The organism is Fictibacillus enclensis, from assembly GCF_030123385.1.
Taxonomy (GTDB): Bacteria; Bacillota; Bacilli; order Bacillales; family Fictibacillaceae; genus Fictibacillus_C; species Fictibacillus_C enclensis.
The window spans coordinates 285,163-304,679 of record NZ_CP126109.1 but is presented as its reverse complement, the minus strand read 5'-3'; the positions used below and the strand labels follow the sequence as shown (position 1 = coordinate 304,679).

Annotated in this window: 15 protein-coding genes; 2 read left to right on the top strand and 13 right to left on the bottom strand. The window is 42.2% G+C overall.

Annotation, left to right across the window (positions count from 1 at the left end; all coding sequences use genetic code 11):
• Window positions 1-47: 47 nt before the first annotated feature.
• From QNH15_RS01700 to betB, 11 genes are all read right to left on the bottom strand, one after another.
• The gene (locus QNH15_RS01700; RefSeq protein WP_283892090.1) at window positions 48-815 is read right to left on the bottom strand and encodes an N-acyl homoserine lactonase family protein; all 768 of its coding nucleotides are present in this window, start codon (window positions 813-815) and stop codon (window positions 48-50) included.
• 71 nt (window positions 816-886) lie between these two features.
• Window positions 887-2,077 (bottom strand): thiolase family protein, encoded by a 1,191-nt coding sequence (locus QNH15_RS01695; RefSeq protein ID WP_283892088.1) that lies wholly within the window; start codon window positions 2,075-2,077, stop codon window positions 887-889.
• A gap of 24 nt (window positions 2,078-2,101) precedes the next feature.
• Window positions 2,102-2,842, bottom strand: a complete 741-nt coding sequence (fabG, locus tag QNH15_RS01690; protein WP_283892086.1) for a 3-oxoacyl-ACP reductase FabG — start codon at window positions 2,840-2,842, stop codon at window positions 2,102-2,104.
• A gap of 18 nt (window positions 2,843-2,860) precedes the next feature.
• Window positions 2,861-4,459, bottom strand: coding sequence for an acyl CoA:acetate/3-ketoacid CoA transferase (locus QNH15_RS01685; RefSeq protein WP_283892084.1), 1,599 nt, complete (start codon window positions 4,457-4,459; stop codon window positions 2,861-2,863).
• Window positions 4,434-6,074, bottom strand: a complete 1,641-nt coding sequence (locus QNH15_RS01680; protein WP_283892082.1) for a class I adenylate-forming enzyme family protein — start codon at window positions 6,072-6,074, stop codon at window positions 4,434-4,436. Before QNH15_RS01680 ends, QNH15_RS01685 begins: the two co-directional genes overlap by 26 nt.
• A 23-nt stretch (window positions 6,075-6,097) precedes the next feature.
• On the bottom strand, window positions 6,098-6,670 hold the full coding sequence (locus QNH15_RS01675) for a hypothetical protein (protein WP_283892080.1): 573 nt from the start codon (window positions 6,668-6,670) through the stop codon (window positions 6,098-6,100).
• Between the two features lie 18 nt (window positions 6,671-6,688).
• Entirely contained in the window at window positions 6,689-8,257 is a 1,569-nt protein-coding gene (locus tag QNH15_RS01670) for a sodium:solute symporter family protein (RefSeq protein ID WP_283892078.1), read from the bottom strand.
• On the bottom strand, window positions 8,254-8,499 hold the full coding sequence (locus QNH15_RS01665) for a hypothetical protein (protein ID WP_283892077.1): 246 nt from the start codon (window positions 8,497-8,499) through the stop codon (window positions 8,254-8,256). Before QNH15_RS01665 ends, QNH15_RS01670 begins: the two co-directional genes overlap by 4 nt.
• Before the next feature lie 149 nt (window positions 8,500-8,648).
• On the bottom strand, window positions 8,649-9,650 hold the full coding sequence (locus tag QNH15_RS01660) for a LacI family DNA-binding transcriptional regulator (protein ID WP_283892076.1): 1,002 nt from the start codon (window positions 9,648-9,650) through the stop codon (window positions 8,649-8,651).
• Between the two features lie 292 nt (window positions 9,651-9,942).
• Window positions 9,943-11,643 carry a choline dehydrogenase gene (gene betA, locus QNH15_RS01655; protein ID WP_283892074.1) on the bottom strand — a complete coding sequence of 567 codons (1,701 nt, stop codon included), beginning with the start codon at window positions 11,641-11,643 and terminating at the stop codon, window positions 9,943-9,945.
• Between the two features lie 58 nt (window positions 11,644-11,701).
• Entirely contained in the window at window positions 11,702-13,174 is a 1,473-nt protein-coding gene (gene betB / locus QNH15_RS01650) for a betaine-aldehyde dehydrogenase (RefSeq protein ID WP_283895392.1), read from the bottom strand.
• A gap of 255 nt (window positions 13,175-13,429) precedes the next feature.
• Between betB and cudC the strand changes: the two genes are divergently transcribed.
• The gene (gene cudC / locus QNH15_RS01645) at window positions 13,430-13,981 is read left to right on the top strand and encodes a choline uptake/conversion transcriptional regulator CudC (RefSeq protein ID WP_283892072.1); all 552 of its coding nucleotides are present in this window, start codon (window positions 13,430-13,432) and stop codon (window positions 13,979-13,981) included.
• Between the two features lie 275 nt (window positions 13,982-14,256).
• Here cudC and QNH15_RS01640 read toward each other — a convergent pair whose 3' ends face one another.
• Window positions 14,257-17,250 carry a DEAD/DEAH box helicase gene (locus tag QNH15_RS01640; RefSeq protein WP_283892070.1) on the bottom strand — a complete coding sequence of 998 codons (2,994 nt, stop codon included), beginning with the start codon at window positions 17,248-17,250 and terminating at the stop codon, window positions 14,257-14,259.
• 84 nt (window positions 17,251-17,334) lie between these two features.
• On the opposite strand from QNH15_RS01640, the gene QNH15_RS01635 reads away from it, so the two are divergent.
• Entirely contained in the window at window positions 17,335-17,658 is a 324-nt protein-coding gene (locus QNH15_RS01635) for a hypothetical protein (RefSeq protein WP_283892068.1), read from the top strand.
• A 423-nt stretch (window positions 17,659-18,081) separates the two neighbouring features.
• Here the strand turns inward: QNH15_RS01635 and nhaC are convergent, their stop codons facing one another.
• Complete coding sequence (gene nhaC, locus QNH15_RS01630; RefSeq protein WP_283892066.1) at window positions 18,082-19,488, bottom strand: Na+/H+ antiporter NhaC; 1,407 nt, start codon at window positions 19,486-19,488, stop codon at window positions 18,082-18,084.
• Window positions 19,489-19,517 lie beyond the last annotated feature (29 nt).

The following is a 19,517-nucleotide window of genomic DNA, read 5'->3' as shown; positions in this document are numbered from 1 at the left end:
AATTCATAATATTCAGATAATTATTATTAAATGTTCGCCCTGAAAAATCAGGACGTCAGCAAGCTTGCTTCAATCAAGGGAAAACGGCTGTTTTGATACTTATTTATACTGTATTCGTGACCCGGAAGGATAAAGGAAGCTCTCTTTCTGACCTCTTCCATTCCACCATACATTTCTTTCGTACTTACAACGATACCTGCTGGAATGTTTTCTCGAATATTCTCAAGCAGATTCGAAATATCACCAGCTACACATACCGCTCCTTCCTCTGTATCAACAAGGACCGATTGATGGCCTTCCGAGTGTCCTGGCGTTAAAAAGACGGTGACACCAGGAGCAATTTCTTTTTCACCGTTCACAAACTCCCATTGACTTTCACTTACAGCGCTAGCATCAAATAGTTCTTTCAAATAAATGCCTTCCTGGCAAGGAATCGGGTGGTGTGCAGCTTTCCATTCTCTTTCCTGAACGATAAACCGAGCATTTTTAAAAAGCTTATTGTTCCCGCAATGATCGTAGTGGAGATGTGTATTAATGACAATATCGATATCCTCCGGCGCCAGTCCCACTCCAATCCTTAACGCTTCAATAATCGTTTCGTCCTCCTGTTGGCGGCAGACCGTGATATTCTCGCTCACCCATTCCAAGTCATGTATACCAGTATCGATCAAAATGTTTTGCCCTCCGCATGTCAGGACTGTAGCCCACATTGGAATCCACAAATGCTCACCGATATCTTTCTGATAGGTCAATGATGATTTCTCAACATACAGCTCGCCCATTCTCAACGCTGTGATTTTCCAGTTGTTAGCCATTTAGGTTCTCCTTTCTTTAATTGCTTCACACCAGAAGGTTTCTTTATCTTCTGGTGTGAAGCAATCTTTTATTATCGACATCTTTCAAATAATGCTGAAATTCCCTGTCCACCACCAATGCACATCGTTACAATACCAGTATCCAAGTTGGAACGCATCATTTCGTACATCAGTTTTACGGTCAGAATGGTACCTGTCGCTCCAACCGGATGACCAAGGCTGATTGCTCCGCCATTGATGTTAACCTTGTCCGAATCAAGACCGAGGTCTCTGGAAACGGCACATGACTGGGACGCAAAAGCTTCATTCAGCTCAAAAAGATCGATGTCACGGATGTTAAAATCAAGCTTTTCTGCCAGTTTCTCTGTAGAGAGCTTTGGAGCATACCCCATCAGAGCCGGGTCATTTCCTGCTACTGCGTAACCTTTTATCCGGAGGATTGGCTTCACGCCCAGCTCTTCTGCTTTTTCCCTCGACATGAGAACCACGGCTGCTGCTCCGTCATTAATACCTGAAGAATTTGCTGCTGTTACACTGCCACCTTTGCTGAAAGCCGGTTTCAGTTTACCGAGCTTTTCTGGCGTCAACCCTTCACGCGGATGTTCATCGGTATCCACCACAGAAGTGTTTCCTCTTCTGTCCTGAATTTCAATCGGTTCAATTTCGTCTTTAAATTTACCGTCTTTAATTGCCTTAATGGCTCTTTCCTGACTTTGCAGGGCAAATTGATCCTGTTCTTCGCGTGAAACGTTATATTCATTGGCGACATTTTCAGCTGTTGTTCCATTATGAAACGGTCCGCCCGGCCAAGTTAAAATGCTTAACAGCCCGTCTTCCACTTCTATGTGCCCGAGTTTATTCCCAAACCGGGTGTGTTTGTTGTAGTAAGGTAGTTGGGACATGTTTTCTGTTCCACAGGCCACGACAACATCGGCATTTCCAGTTTGAATTTCCAGCATCCCGTCCACAATCGCCTGAAGGCCAGAACCGCACTGACGGTTTACTGAATAAGCCGTTGCCGCTTCCGGGAGTCCGGAACGTAATGAAATCATTCTTCCGATAAAGCCATTCTCAGCAATTTGCCCAACATTCCCAGCAATCAGCTCATCAACCTCAGCAGGATCAAGTTTAGCCCTTTTGACTGCCGCCTTGACGGCATGTGCCGCAAGATCGACTGCATGAACATCCTTTAAACTGCCTCCCAGAGACCCAATTGGAGTTCTTGCTCCCGAAACGATGACTACTTCTTTTAAATCTCCCAATCTCTCTTCCTCCCTTTGATTTGGTTAAAGAATCATTCCTCCGCCTACGTTGATTACTTCTCCTGTTACGTAAGAAGCTTCATCCGAAGCCAAAAATGATATGACGTTTGCTACATCCGACGGTTTGCCTGCCCGACCCATTGGGATTTTTTCAATCATCTGATCCCATACCTTTTCAGGCACCCCTCTTGTCATGTCTGTATCCACGAATCCAGGGCAAATGGCATTACAGGTAATGTTTTTTCTCGCCAGCTCACGTGCTGCTGTCTTTGTTAATCCCACTACCCCTGCCTTGGATGCTGCATAATTCGCCTGTCCGAAATTTCCGAGCCAGCTTGCCGAAGAAATAGATATGATTCTTCCATACTCTTTTTCCTTCATCCATTTAGCAGCTTCCTGTGTACAATAGAAGGTTCCGGTCAAGTTAACATCAATAACCTGCTGCCATTGTTCATCCGTCATTTTCACAAGCGTTGTATCCCGGTTTATGCCTGCATTATTAACTAGGATATCGATCGTTCCATGCTTTTCTTTTACATAGCCAAATAAATCTTGCACTTCTTTTCGATCAGCAATGTTTGCTTTAAAAGCGTCTGCTTTATAACCTTCGCTTTCAAACTCTTTCACAACTTCATCACAGGACTCTTGATTGATATCCGCAATGATGGTTGTAGCTCCTTCCTTGCACAGCTTTTCGGCAATGCCCTTGCCAAGCCCCCGCGCAGCTCCTGTCACAATTGCGATTTTGCCATTTAATCTACCCATAATTATCCTCCTTAACGTTTATGCATAGCTTTCCTCGTATTTTTCCTTCTCCATCGCACTCTTTAGTCCGAACTCACCATCTGCGAATAATTGTTCATCCATTTGGGCCAACTGATCACTAATAATCGGTGTGAACTCCATCAAATCAAGTACATCCTTTTGCAGGTCCACACCAGGAGCGATTTCTATCAGCATGACCCCTTCTTTTACAAGCTTGAACACCGCCCGCTCAGTAACAAAGTACACATCTTGCCCCTTTTCTCTTGCCAGTTTGCCGTTAAAAGAGATTTGCGAGACTTTGGAAACAAGTTTTTTAATCCGCCCTTCCTGCTCAATTTGAACCTTGTTATCTTTCAGTTCAATCCTAGCTCCACCAGTGCTGAAGGTCGCACAGAAGACGACTTTTTTAGCATTTTGAGTGATGTCGATAAATCCTCCGGCTCCCGTGCACAGTGATCCCATCTTCGTGGCATTTACGTTTCCCTCAGCATCCAGTTCTCCTGCACCCATAAAAGTGACATCGCAGCCTGCTCCATTGTAGTAATCCATTTGAAGATCATGCGGTATCATAGCATATATATTTTGGCCAATCCCAAAGTCAATGCCTCCTGCTTGAACTCCTCCGTAAATGCCGGATTCCACCGTAATCATAATCTCATCTGTAATCTTTTCTTCATTAGCAATACTTCCGATCACATCGTTAGGAATGCCCGTTCCAAGGTTAATGACATCTCCCTTGCTGAGTTCGAGCATCGCCCTCCTCCCAATAAATTTCCTGACGCTGAGTTCCAATGGTTTGAAGGAAGACTGAGGTGCCCTTACATTTCCAGAATACGAAGGATCGTAATACCAGGAAGAAGTCTGACGGTGATCTTCCATCGGGTTTTCGCAAACCACGACAGCATCTACGAAAACACCCGGAATGACAACCGCTTTCGGATCAAGCGTCCCTGTTTCTGCCAGCTGCTTCACCTGTACGATCACTTTCCCGCCAAACCGTTTGGCAGCAAGAGCCGCTGGAAGGGCTTCCAATTTCATCGCTTCTTCTTCCATCGTAATATTGCCCATTTCGTCTGCTGTTGTTCCTCGGATAATGACGGCATCCAGTGGTATTTTTTTATAAAACATGTATTCTTCATTTTCATAGGTAAGGATTTCCGAAATATCCTCCATCGTACTTGTCTTATCATTCATTTTTCCTCCCTCGACTCTTGGGTCGACGAAGGTCCCGATCCCCACCTTGCTCATTTTTCCAGGAAGACCGCAGGCCATAGAACGATACAGCTGAGCCATCTGCCCTTGTGGGAGGCAATAGGCGGCCACTTTATTGTTGGAGATCATCTCCATCCATTTCGGCTGGAGCCCCCAGTGTGACCCTATGATTTTAGTAACCATGCCTTCATGGGCGAAATGCTGGATGCCATTTTTTCTGTCACTCTGACCGGCGGAATGAACCAAAGTAAGATCCCGTGGGGAACCCGTTTCCAAAAAACTTTGTTCCAATGCCTTTAAAATTGATTCCGAAGCGCCCGCGAGTGTCATACCTACAGTCGCTATTGTGTCTCCGTCCTTTATCAATCCTGGTATGTCATCAGCCTTTCTCAAAATAGCTTTCATTTCGGCTCCTCTCTGCTTCGTAAAGCTCTCTTATTCTTTTTTTATCTATTTTTCCATTCGGGGTTTTATAAATTTCTTTAACAAGATTGAACGCTTCAGGAATTTTAAAACGGGCAAGCTTTGGCTTAAGCTGTTCCTTAAATTGTGCTTCTGTATATGACCAGCCCGGTTTTAGCTTAATAAAGGCGACAGGTGATTCCCCATACACCTGGTGCTTCACTCCCACGACAGCGGCTTCCTGAACACCCTTTATTTCATGAAGGGCATTTTCCACGTCAAAGCAATATACCTTCTCTCCACCTCTATTGATCATGTCTTTCTTCCGGTCAATCACGTAAAGATAACCTTCCTCATTTACATAACCAATGTCCCCTGTCATAAGCCATCCGTTATTTGTAATTAGGTTTGTATCCTGTCTGTAGTAGGCTTCAATGACATTTGGTCCTGCGATCCAAATCTCTCCGGTTACGCCATTTCCCTGCTCCCTGCCATTTTCACCCATGATCTTTATTGAGACACCGGGAATTGGCAGCCCGGACGAGCCAATATATGGGCTTGTTGCAGCATCTCTTGGAAAAATCGTGGCCGGAGACGTTGTTTCGGATAAACCATACACGGTTCGGAATGCCATTTGCGGCATCCAGTCCTTTAATTCTTTAATTACTTCAGCCGGCATATTGCCGGAACCACATGCGAGGATTTTTAGATCAGGCAAAACAGGTGTTTCCTCTCTTTCTGCTAGCATCAACTGAAAGATAGTGGGTGACGCATGGAAGAAACTGATGTGATGCTCCTTCATTTCGTTGATAAGTTGTTTTGCATCAAAAAATTTATGTAGCCTGATAGATGCTCCTATGCTTAAAAACAAGGATAGGGTTGCCACCAACCCGGTCACGTTGTACACCGGGATTGCAAGAATTGTAAAATCGTCTTCATTCAGTTGAAATAGTTCCTCATACGCTTTTAAAGCATGTTGTATGTTGTAGTTCTTGATGAGCACCCCTTTGCTATGAGAAGTGGTGCCGGATGTGAACATAATAATGGCATTGCTTTCAATTAATCGAGAAGGCTCCTTTATTTCATCCATTGATTCATAGCGAGCAAACGCATAGCCCCCCGCGATCTCCTTCGACGGACTGATTAATATTCGGAGCTCTGATATTTCATATTTCTCCATCCACGCCGAAAAGGTTCCGTCGGCGATAACTAGATCGCAATCGCTTTTATCTAATAGTGCATCGATTTCTGATTCCCGATACTTGGTTGGAAAAGGCACAACCACTGCCCCTAATCGCTGACATGCCAGAAATGCAACAGCATATTCTACCGAATTATAAAGAAGCAATCCTACCTTTTTACCTCTATTTATCCCATGCTTGCCCCATAAATAAGAAGAGAAGCGGTCGGTAAGCTGCAGCAGCTGTAAATAGGTATATTCTCTTTCATTCGTATCAACAATGGCTAATTTGTTTGGCCATCTCTTTGCCTGCTCTGTCAACGATTCATATACGGTTTCCCTCATCCCTGGTAACACCGAATGCACCTTATTGTTAAAAACCACCGTCTGTAAGCCGTTCTTGATGGTATCTCCCCAGCACTGATCGCCACGTATCACAATGGTCTCCCTCCATCCTCCATTTACATCGCTTTTTCTATTTTTGTTCTTTTCACGTTTTCTGTTTGAACCTGGTTGATGTTTTCATGCAGAGATAACAGCGTCTCTTTATAGCCTTCTTTATTCCTTTTCATTTCTTCTTCCGTTGCTGATAACGAAGCGACTATCATTCTTCCGCTTTCTTTGGAGTAAAAAAACAGCTGTAAAACCTTTACTAGCTCGTCTTTTCCAAAAATACGGTAGATGCTGTGGTTCGCAATAAACTCGTTTTCTATTAAACAGGCATCCTTCCCATTTAGTCGGTGTTTTTCTCTCCGGAGAATCCGGTATTTGTCTTTGTTCCGGCTCTTTTTTTGCTTTTTTTGGAGCTGGAGGTCCAACTCATTTACATAGTCATCTATTTTGACTTCATTTTTCATTGTTGCCCAGCGGATCGATAACGAGGCAGCATTCGTCTTCGCTGCCGACTCCTTGTCGATCTTTACCATACCTTCGTTAAAATTAAAGGTGGTATTCGGATTGATGAATAGCTTCCATCCTTTCGGATGATATACGCCTATCCCGTAAATGGTTAAAGGAATTAATGAATTCATCATTTCACCTCTTGTTGGAATTTAGTTTCCTGCCGGCTTTCTATTTAAAGAAGAGAGCGTCGAATCTACAGCACTGTTCATTTCCGTTCCTGCGTTAATGATGGAATCCACCCGCACAATGTATTTGTTGACCGCCTCTGCTGAAGGCTTTGTGACAAAGCTGACTCCGACATAGGCAATCACATTAACAAGCAATGCCCATACCAATGGACTGAAGCCATACGGTGGTGCAATGAAAAACGTAAATAGGGTGGTGATAAAAAGACCGAAAATTGTTCCAGCGTAAGCACCTTCTTTCGTCCCTCTTTTCCAGAACAAGCCTCCAACCGTAGCCGGAAGGATTTGCGCGAAAAACGGAGATGATAACGAATAGGCATAGTCCACAATATAGGCCGGCTTTAACGTTACAACAACAAGTGTCAACACCATTAGGATTAAGAGAAGAACACGGCCAAAGTAAACGACTTTTTTAGAGTCAGCATTCTTTCCTTTCAGTTCATAGGCATAGCGTACATAGATATCACGCGACCCGATGGCGCTTGCAGACAAAAGCAGGGAATCTGCTGTAGATACACCGAACGCAAACAAACAAAGCAACGAGATGAACGAAATAAAAGGTGGTGCATATTGAGTTGATAAAACGGAAACAATGCTGTCGGTGTTGTCTACCCCTGCTCCGAGAATTGCTGGAGCAAGAATGGCTCCGATAACAACGATAAAAAAGTAAACAAACACATACGCCAACGGCAGGGACCAGGACATCGTACGGAACGTATCTTTATTTGCCGCAATGTAAGTTCTCATAAAAATGTGGGGCCAGACAACTGTGGCAACTGCCCCTGTCAGGACATTGGACAACGAACCTTTCCAGTTATAAGTCCCATTGGGACCCGGAAACGACAGCACCCCGGCAAGCTCTGGATCCGCTTTAATTTTAGCCACCGCCTGGGCAAGACCTCCATCCGGAAAATATGTCAAAGTTAAATACGTAACAAGGATAATGAGCGTCCCTATGCCAAGCATGAAATGAAAGGCATCCATCCAGGCGACAGACTTCATTCCACCTCCGATAATGTGAAAAGAAACCACTACAGTCGCGATTGCCACCGCAACAATATAAGGAAGCATTCCACCTGTCGTTAACGCTGTCGCATCCCCAATCGCAATCAATTGCATAGCTACATAAGGAATGATGAAGAGGATGAGAACGATGGAAACCAATAAACCGTATCCTTCTGAGTTATAGCGGGCTCTTAAATAGTCAACCGGTGTGACGAATCCGTATTCTCTACCTAGAATCCAGAGCCGGTAGCCGATTACGACAAACAGAAGCCCCGCAATCATCCCGCCCGTGTTGGAAAAATACCCAATCCCCTCTCTGTAGATGGCGGCAGGTACACCATAAAATGCCAAGGCCGAGAAAACGGAAATTGCTGTCGTCGCCAGCAGGACGAAAGGATTTACTCCTCGGTCTGCCGAGAAGAAGGATTCGGATGACTTGCTCGTCTCCTTAAATGACTTCATTCCGTGATACAGGATAAAAGCCGAATACACCAATACACCGATAATGATCCAGACGCTTGTGCTCATATCACTTCCTCCTCCCGCTCCTGATTAGAGGAAACATCGACGTGCGTCTGTGTGTTGAAAAACGCATTGTAATACAACGCCCAGATCAGGGCCGCACCCACCGGGGTGGCAAACAGCAGAAACATTTGAAACGGCATCCAGCCAAACAGCGTCCAGTTCGGCATGTAAGGGATCAGCAGCCAGTTAAACGAAAAATAGAGAATGTTAAATAAAATAAATCCATATTTTGCCTTCTTACTCATTTCTCCGCCTCCTTGTGTTTGTGATTCTGTTGTATTGCTCAAAAAACTTCACGAATCATCCATAGGCATGCCTCCCTTTTTTAGTAAACGCCCTAAGAAAGCGCTACCATTTCAAACGAAAGGATAAGCAGAGTATGGAGAAAGCACAATTATTTCTTTTCTGCTGTGCTTTCTCGAATAATGAGTGAAGGCTCAATGATTACCTGCTGAGGTTCAAAGGTTTCTTTAGATTCAAGGTTAGAATGCAATAGCTCAAATCCTTTGGCCCCAATATCAGAACCATGGACATCAACCGTTGACAAAGGAACTCTAAAATCCTCAGAATGCGGAATATTATCCGAGCCCATCACGGACAAATCTTCCGGTACCTTGAGCCCTTCATCCAGGCAAGCCTTGATTACTCCATACGCCATGGTATCACTGGCGGCGAAAATGGCAGATGGCCTGTCCTTTAATCTCATCAGCTTCTTTGCTACCGCATATGCCTGGTCCACATTATACTCTGCATTAAAAATTAGTTCTTCATTTACTTCGATCCCGTTATTCTCTAATGTGTTGCGGTATCCAGCCTCTCGCTCCACACTGTTCTGCCGGTTCCCCCCGATAAAGGCAATCCTTTGATGATTCAATGATAATAAATGAGAGGTTGCCAATTGCCCGACTTTGAATGAATCTACACACACCTTGTTCATTTCAAAATTGGATGGCGCCCGGTTTATAAGAACATACGGAATGTTTTCCTGTTCCACCTGGTAAAGCAGTTTAGATTCCCTGTTGTCGACCGTTGCAAGCACAAGGCCATCCACTTTCAGATCCATCAAAGATTCAAACAGCTTTAGCTCCTTCTTCTCATCATCTCCGGTTGTACTCATAATGAGATTATATCCTTCAGCAAAAGCCATCTCTTCCAACTGCTTCAGCATGTTCGGATAAAAGGGATTCGTTAACTCCGTGACAAAAACACCAATGAGCTTCGTCTTTTTCCCCTTTAACCCTTGGGCAAATCGATTCGGCCTGTAGTTAAGCTCCTTAATAGCAGCCTCAATTCTCTCTCTTAACTCTTCACTGACAAATTTGTTGTTGTTGATTACCGCTGATACTGTAGCTACAGAAACATCAGCTTTCCTGGCAACCTCTTTCATGCTTGTCATTCTCTCCACCTCCAAAGATCGGCCCTTTTAGACCTTCTAACAGTTATTTTACCAATTTAGAGGTGGTAAACATAAGTTAAAGGTTTAGCTAAACGTTTAGCTAAACGTTTAATTAGAGTTTATAGTATTCAAAATGGTTTGTCTAGGGTGTTTTTTTATTTTTTCGAAAACTTATTTTTCTCTTTGATGCTCTGTATTACAAAAGATGACCCTGTTACCTGTATTTTAATATTTGGTTTACCTACACAAAAACCACCTCCATATGGAAGTGGTTTTGCTATTCATATATTTGTTATTTAGTCACCGGAGATACTGTAGATATGGTCCCTGCATCCGCCGGATGTACGCCATGGCGGTAGAAATCGGCATGAATCGGATCCAGCGGTTTGCGTCCAAGGATGAGGTCTGCTGCCTTTTCGGCCAGCATCAATACTGGTGCGTGGATATTGCCGTTTGTTACGTAAGGCATAGCTGATGCATCGACGACTCGTACGTTTTCGAGTCCGTGAACCTTCATCGTATTTGGATCGACGACAGCCATCGGATCTGAAGCAGGTCCCATTTTGGCCGTGCATGACGGGTGGAGGGCTGTTTCCGCATCTTCTCTTACCCAATCCAAAATCTCTTCGTCTGTTTCAACAGAAGGCCCAGGTGATATTTCTCCGGTGTTGTAGGGCTTCATCGCTGGTTGAGATAAAATGTTACGCGTCACTCGTATGGCTTCCACCCACTCGCGTTTATCCTGTTCGGTAGAAAGATAGTTGTAGACCATGCTCGGATGCTCTTTCGGATCGGTTGAACGAATCTTTAATGATCCGCGGGCATCGGAATACATCGGTCCAACGTGGACTTGGAATCCGTGAGCCGTTTCCGCTTTTTGTCCATCGTAACGTACCGCGACCGGAAGGAAGTGATACATCAGGTTCGGGTATTTGACGTCTTCATTTGAACGGACAAATCCTCCGCCTTCAAAGTGGTTGGTCGCTGCCGGGCCCGTACGGTTAAGCATCCACTGCAGACCAATCCACGGCATGCGCAATTTATTTAAGTTCGGCTGTTCGGAAACCGGAAGTGGACATGCGTGCTGGACATACACTTCAAGGTGATCCTGAAGGTTTTCTCCGACACCAGGGAGATTGACAACCGGTTTGATGCCCAGTGAGCTAAGGTGTTCGGCATTACCCACACCTGAGAGTTGAAGAAGCTGTGGTGTGTTGATCGCACCGCCTGAAAGGATAACTTCTCCTGCTTTCACTTGATGCGTTTGCCCGTTTCGCTGATAGGTTAATCCTTTCGCTTTCCTGCCTTCAAAGTCAATATTCTTAACGAAGGCCCGGGTCAACACGGTCAGGTTCTCACGCTTCATGGCCGGGTGCAGATAGGCACGTGAAGCGGACAAGCGCTGTCCTTTGTACACATGCTTATCAAACGGCCCGAATCCCTCCTGGCGAAAGCCGTTTACATCAGGCGTTCTTGAATAACCCGCTTCTACTGCAGAGTTAAAGAAGGCTTGGAATAAAGGGTTTGTAGCCGGACCGCGTTCCAACTTAATCGGTCCGTCGTGACCGCGAAGATCATCAGCAGGTGATCCTAACGCATTTTCCAGGCGTTTGAAATACGGAAGGCAGTGCGCAAAATCCCACGTTTCCATTCCCTCGTCGGCTCCCCACCGTTCATAGTCCATCGGGTTTCCGCGCTGATAAATCATACCATTGATGGAACTGGAACCACCGAGCACCTTTCCCCGGGCATGCTTGATCCGTCGGCCATTCATATGCGGCTCAGGGTCAGATTGATATTTCCAGTCGTACAGGCTTTTGCCTGCTGGAAACGGCAGTGCTGCCGGCATTTGAATCAACAGGTCCCATGAATAGTCACTGCGTCCAGCTTCTAAAACAAGAACTTTTTTTGTTCCATCTGCGCTTAGACGGTCGCCGAGTACGGAACCCGCACTGCCGCCGCCAACGATTACAATGTCATATGTGTCAGTCATCGTTTCTTCCTCCTTAATGTTAGAAATGATTCCTTCTTCCTTAAACCGATTCAGTCGCTTAGAACCAGTTAATCGGTTCAGGCTTAAGATTTTGGAATATGTGCTTTGTTTCTGTATATTCTTCAATACCTAATTTACCTAGCTCGCGTCCTATACCGGACTGCTTATATCCACCCCATGGGGCATGTGGGAAATACAGATTGAAATCATTGATCCAAACGGTTCCCATCCGCATTTTCGCTGCACAGCGTTCCGCTTTTGCGATGTCCTTTGTCCAAACACCGCCAGCCAGACCGTAAATCGAGTCATTCGCAAGCTTCACGGCCTCTTCTTCTGCAGAGAATTTCTCAACCGTAATCACTGGTCCAAACGCTTCTTCTTGAACAATGGTCATGTCAGTGGTGCAGTCTGTGAAGATCGTTGGCAGGTAGAAAAATCCTTTTTGCAGTTCTGGATTTTCCGGGCGTTTACCGCCAACGGCCAATGTTGCGCCTTCGTTGATCCCTGTCTCTACATATTTTTCTACTTTCGCACGGTGTTCAGCTGAAATCAGTGGTCCCATTTGGGTATCTTCATCAAAACCGCTTCCCAGCTTGAATTTTTTTACCCGCTCCACAAGCGCTTGTACAAATTCATCGTGAATGCTTTCTTCTACAATCAGCCGTGTACCCGCGGAACAAATTTGTCCTGCGTGGAAGAAAACGCCGTTTAACGCTTGATCGACTGCTATTTCAAAATCAGCGTCCGCAAATATGATATTTGGGTTTTTCCCGCCAAGCTCAAGTGCCAACTTCTTCACATTCGAGCTTGCCGCTTGCATGATTTTCTTCCCGGTCACAATACCGCCGGTAAACGAAATAAGGTCAACATCCTCGTTACTGGACAGCTCTGCGCCAATGATAGCGCCTGAACCAAGAACAAGGTTAACGACACCGGCAGGTACTCCCGCTTCTTCCATCAGTTCAAATGCTTTTATCGTAGTAAGTGGGGTAATTTCACTTGGCTTCATAATTAATGTATTTCCGGTAGCAAGCGCCGGAGCCAGCTTCCATGAAGCTTGAAGCAAAGGATAGTTCCAAGGTGTAATTTGTCCGCACACACCTACAGGTTCGCGAACCACTCTGCTGATGGAGTTCGACACTGGAGAATCGATGAGCTCCCCGCCATCTTTATCTGCGAGTTCTGCATAATAACGAAATACGCCAGCGATATCATCCATGTCTCCACGGCTTTCTTCCATTGTTTTGCCGGTATCCAATGATTCTAAATAAGCAAGTTCTTCTTTATCTCTTTCAATCAATTCAGCAATCTTTCTTACGACAGACCCTCGCTCTGTGGCCGGAGTCGAAGCCCATTCTCCGTTATCAAAGGCTTCTCGTGCCGCAGCGATCGCTGCTTTTGCCTCGGTCTCATCACCTTCAGGAACCGTAGCAATCACTTCCTGGTTAAATGGATTAATAATATCCCGCGTATTCTCCGAGTCTGCGCCAACCCATTTACCATTAATGTAATGTTGTAGTTGTAGTTTCAAATCCAATCCTATCAACTCCGTTTTTGATTTATATTAATTTCGTTCAGAATTTATTTAACGTTCTTAACGTAACATGTCTTTTTATAGATGTCAAAGTCGTAAAAAGCCATACATGCACAAATAGTAAAAGGAAACTAAAAAGGTGATAGTGAGCGGGAAAGTAGACATTTGGAAGCCGGACGCGTTACCATTAAGTACGTAAAGAAGATTTGATAAAGATTTAACTTTGTTATTTTTTATCGAAGGAGCGATCCTATGAGTAAAGCCACCGGGGGACCGGATGTAAAAATAGAAGAAGCCAAGGATAAAGTGATTGGTGCTATTGCAGAAACGATGGATTTATATGGGGTAACCCCCGCTGCCGCAAATTTATATGCGACCATGTATTTTGAAGACCAGATGACGCTTGATGAAATGCGTACAGAACTCGGCATGAGCAAACCGAGTATGAGTACCAGCGTCCGCAGACTCCAGGAAATCGACATGGTGAAAAAAACATATACACGCGGTTCCAGGAAACACACGTATGCCGCGGAGAAAAACTTCTTCCGCTCCTTTATGGCGTTCTACTGTCAAATGTGGGAACGTGAAGTGAAAATAAATTTGGCGGCCATTAAAGAGGCACAGGAAGATTTTATAGAGGTTATTAAAGATTCCCACAGTACGCCGGAAATTGTGGCAAAAGCAAAGAAATACTACGACCAACTGGAAGAGTCCAAAACCTACTATCACTGGCTGGATGACCTGGTTGAAAATATAAGAAGCGGTAAGATCTTTGAATTCTTGCCAAAAGAGCAAAAAGATTAAGTTCACAAGTATTCAAAAAATTTGAACAACTCAAAAAACCACTCCTTATATTGGGAAGTGGTTTTTTGAGTTATTCATATCGTAATATGAGTAGAAAATGTTGCAGTGCATGGCTTGTAAAGCTTAATCATACGGGTGTGTAACATCATCGTTAATGATATTTAACGTTTTTTTATTTGATTTCATTAACTAAATATTAGAATTTTTATTGGGTATTTAGAAAATAGCCTTTTATTCTTACCTATCTTCAAACCCAGCTGACTGTCAGTAAGTAATCACCTAACTTCATTTACTCTTTTACGCTCCATATAATAATTCATAATTTCAATTATTGTTTTGTAGTTGGCGAAGTTTTCAAGTATAGGTTTATCCCCTATAATGTAAAATTCCTTTTTTGCTCTTGTTACTGCAACGTTTAACAAATTAGGCTCTTTACATGCCCATTCAGCGGCCTTCTTTTGTGAAGCATCTGTACCTGTTACAAAATAAACGATATCTGCCTCTTTACCTTGAAATGTATGTACTGTTCCAATACTCTCTTTTATCCATTTTTCATACCATTTCTTGAATTTCCCAATCTCCTCTTTAAGTGTTTTCTCTAACTTAAACGCTTCTTCATCAGTGCCTTTTACAAATACTTCAGAGTCTAACCATTCAATCATGTTATTAAATAAGTTCTTTTTAATATCTATTTTTAGTTTATTCTTCACCTCTGAAAAAGGAGAAATAACATATATATTAGGAATTTTGTATTCCCCTTTATTGAACTCTTGTATTTCTTTGTAGAGGTCTTCAGGAGTTCGTCGATTTTTTAGTTTATAATATTTTTCCATCAATATAAATGATTGTTTTTTACTCACAGACCATGATTCTTCCACTGACTCTTTCTTCACAATGGCCTGTAACACATGTTCCATATTTTCATCCTCAGCAAGTTTGCTTTTTATAGACCCTAATAACTGCTCTCTCAAAGCTTTAGTCATGCTTTCTTTTATATGCTTAATTAATTCTTCTGTCTGTTCGGCAACATATTGTTTTGATTTAGCGGTTCCCTGACATGATAGCCATTTGCCTTCACCAATTTTTTTATTAGGTAATACCATTTTTCCATCATACGCTAACTTATTTGATATAGAAAACATTGGCTCTATACAACGTCTATGTACCCATAACGGAATACCAATCCAATTATTTTTATTAACATATGTTCCATATGGGTTTGCTCTGTCAGCGACGGATTGTACTGAGCACTTTAGATTTAATAGCTCCTCTTCGATTTGATAAATGTTCCTAATATCCTCCATGACAGGGGGTTGTAAGGTTTGTACAGGTTCAATTTGCAAAGGGTCTCCAACTACTAATACCTTTTCAGAACGCCACAAAGCACCCACCGCTTGCAAAGGAGTGGCTTGGCCAGCTTCATCTATAAACAAATAAGGAATAAAATCTTTAGGCATTCCTCTATACATGGAAGAAAAGCTTGCGAAAGTTGTGCTAATAACCGGAAAAACACAATGAACTGTATTCCACATAGCTTTAATTGCCCTTATGCCAGATTCTGAATTGATGTCAACCTCATCTCTGTTTTCGTGAAGTAACGATAATGCCGCTTCAATCCTTCCTTTATTTATAGACAAAAAGTGACGTAACACAGTTAAAGCCTTTAAAAATAACACTGATCTTTTTTCATTTAATGTGTTTGTTTGAAATAACACTTTTTCTTGTCGTTCTTCATATTTTTCTTTTGTTTCTTCCCAAAAAAAATCAGTCGAATCAATAAACTTTTCATCAGGATGGAATGGATTTCCCACTGAATAATCTATTGTATTAACAAGGGTTTGACGAATTTTTTTTACTTCTTCATATACATTCTTAAAATCATCGCATGCTTGGTGCCATTCTTTTTCACGTTCTAGTTTTGAACCACCAATTTTATATAAGCTATTCATTATGCTAAACTTTTCCCCTGTTATTAATGAAGCTGCCTTTTTAATATTGTCACCTTTTCCAAGAGGAATAGAAAACGCACCCCATGACTCTGATTCAGTAATTTTTTCACTAATTTTACTTGTATATTTAAGAGGTTTTAGTTCATCTTCGAAATGGCTATCTATTTCTTTTAATTTAGGAAGATCTTTAGAAATATTTTCAACGGCAGTATTGTTACTTGATGCAACTACAGCAGCATAATGAGCGATTGACGGCTCAATGTCATATACAATCCTTCTTTCTTCTTTAGCAGTATATCGATTTTTAATACTTATTTTAGTATCTGTTGGTACTAACGCTCCTTTTGGATTGTCACGAAAGGGGAGGATGGCTATGGCTTTTTTCACAACAATTTCTGCAAATATGTCTTTTAGTAATGTTGTTTTACCTGTCCCTGGAGGTCCGTTAACTGAGCTAATAGCACAAGAGCTTGTAAAGAACTCATTTACTGCTACTTGTTGCATCAATGACAACCTATGCTCAATTGGTGATGGCCATCTCCCCAATGGGGTGTTTGATGGATGTAAGGACTTTTCAATAAATGTTCGGTTCTCATTAATATCTATCTTTTGAGGACTCATTAAATACTGACGAATTGTACTATTCATATCTTCTTTAGCTTTTAAAATATCTTCAGAAAAGAAACTATTAAATTTTGGAGCCCGCTCATAATTATCGGTCGCGACAATCAGTTCAATATATTGTGTTTCTTCTAAATCGCTAGGAGGTATAGCGAAGTGATTATCAAATTCCTTAGTAAATTGAGATAACCAACTTGATGAGAATATACCACCATTTAGACTTTCGGCTTTTTCACTTAAGTACTTTATAGCTTCTTGATATCGTTCGAAGAAGGTTTTATCATAAGGAGTTTTATTTTCAAGTGTTAGGCTTACAAAAAGATTTACATAGGGTACAAATAGAGAGTCATTAACGTATTTGTCATTTTCATCGAATTCAACATAGAAACCATAGAACGGTTTTAATGATTTGTTATGAATCTCTTCCTTAATATTATGTAAATCTCTTTGATACTGAATTAGATTATATTCTCTATAACAACTCCCATAAAAACCGAGATAACGCTTCATATCTTTAGCTTTAAATGAGATAGTATTCCACAATTCAGGCACTCTAATTTCGCTTTTAGTTAATTTTCTTAATTTATCAATCTTTTGATCTGTATATTCACTGCTTAATTCCCCATCACTAGGCACTTCACCAGGAGATAAAGTTTCACTATGCCACCAAGCTTGAAGGATCTCTTCTAAACCAGTCATTTTTACACTCCTTCTAAAAACTAACTTTATTTTTAAAAGTTAAAAAATCAATATTATAGAAAGAAAAATTTTTTCTGATCATTTATGAATAGTTTAATTTTACTATTATTTACTATAAAATCCGATATCACTTTAAAATGTTTTTTTAAACAGTTAGCCATACTCTGGTTAGATACTGGACAAATTAAATATCTTGAGAATCAAGCTTTTGCTTTTGAAGTGCCTAAAGATTTCTCTATTAGTTACCCATATTCAAAAAGAGATTTAGCAGAAAAGAAAGGAGAATTCATACAAACTTTGAAGAATATTGTGCTTTTGTTGTATTGTTCTTATAAGGCTGGGATACCGCATCAAACGCTCACCTTTCAAGCTAGTGTTTCACCAGAACAAATCTTTGGAACGGTTTAGTCCTAAAATCATGAAAACTGCGCCTCTACACTAAACATAAAAAAAGAAGCTTCTCATAAGTTGATTAAACTTGTTGGAAGCTCCCATTAAAATCCCAAATGTTAGAATTGCACTATCACCTTTGTAATAAGTCCAGTCGGATCACGCGGGTTTAAGGCCGTTATTACATCAACCGTCAGCGTTGCCTGTACTGTCAGTATTTTCTTCTAACATGTTAGCAATAACAGCTTCTATTATAGGGACAAGTCTTGGTCTATCTAACAGATTTGAATATATACATAAAAAAACTAATCGTAAATCTTCTAAAATAATCCTTTTATAAAAGAGATGAATACGGAAAAAGCCTTAGAATAAAAATCCCCGTAACACTACATGTCCATTTGCAAGCATCCTAAAGGCTCCCTTTTAAAATGGTATAGAAAATTAATTCGCCTTCTGCTGCAGTAGCTTACTCTTTTTCGTGTACCAGATAAATTTCCCTGTATATCCATAAATAATCGCAAGTGCGATGGAAACAAAACTTAACCACATGAATGGGAGATAGGAAAAGGTCGATATGCCTAGAATCCCTGCCATGAAAATTCCGTTGTCGGACCAGGGGATCATCCCGGCTGTTAACGTTCCGCCGACCTCGGAATTTCGGGCTAACACTCTTCGATCTATGTAGAATTTATCATAGTTTTCTTCCATGATCTTTGGCGTTAAGATTAAAGAGACATACATTGCACAGCCGAATACATTCGCTAAAAAAGCAACAATTAGGGTGGATAAGGTGATATTCCCCGCTGAAGTCAGCTGGCTCTGAAATTTGGAAACAATTACTTTTAATACGCCCAAATGCTCGAGCAGGCCGCCAAATCCCAATCCGAAAATAATGACGACAATTGAGCCAAGCATCCCCTCGATTCCCCCGCGGTTCAGAAGGCTATCCATGAATTTGATGCCTGTATCTATTGAAAACCCACTGTAAGCCGTACCCAGGGCCTTGGAAAAATCCATCCCCTGGAATACGGAAGCCCAAATGGTCCCCAAGAGCGCCCCTGCCGCAATGGTTGGCATGGAAGGCTGTTTCAGGGCGAGCATCAGAATAACAACGATCGCAGGAATAAGCATCCAAATGTGAATATCAAAGTTCTGAAGCAAGGCATTTTTCAAAAACTCCACTTTTTCCAAATCGGTATTCTTTCCGCCATAGATGAACCCTGAGATGGTAAAGAGAGTGGCTGTAATGATGTAAGCCGGGATATCTAAAACCAGCATTGCCCTTACGTGTGCAATCACATCCACCTTCGACATGGAGGCAGCGAGTACCGTACTGTCAGATAGAGGAGAAAGCTTATCACCAAAATAAGCACCCGAAAGAACAGCACCAGCCACAAGCGGCAGCGGGATTCCCATTCCCTCTCCAATAGCCATCATCGCGATTCCCGCCGTTCCGACCGTCCCCCATGATGTTCCTGTTGCCAAAGAGGTCAACGAGCAAATAATGAGAGTGGCCAATAAGAAAATGCTGGGGTGAATAAACTCCAATCCATAGAAAATAATGGTCGGCACGATCCCTCCCGCAATCCAGGTTCCGATCAGGGCACCAACAACAATCAAAATCAAAACCGCCTCAAGGCCATTCGAAATCCCTTTTGTAATGGCTCCTTGCAGCTGTTTATATTCATATCCCAGTCGTAATCCAAGAACAATAAAGATGAACCAAGAAATAAAGAGTGCCAGCTGGATCGGTAAATCAAATTTGACGGTAAAGGAAAAAACAATGGCTAAAAACAGTCCCAATGTGAAAATAATCTCAAACATCGTTGGTAATCGTACATGTTTCATGCTTTCGTCCTCCTTAAATTAAAGCGCTT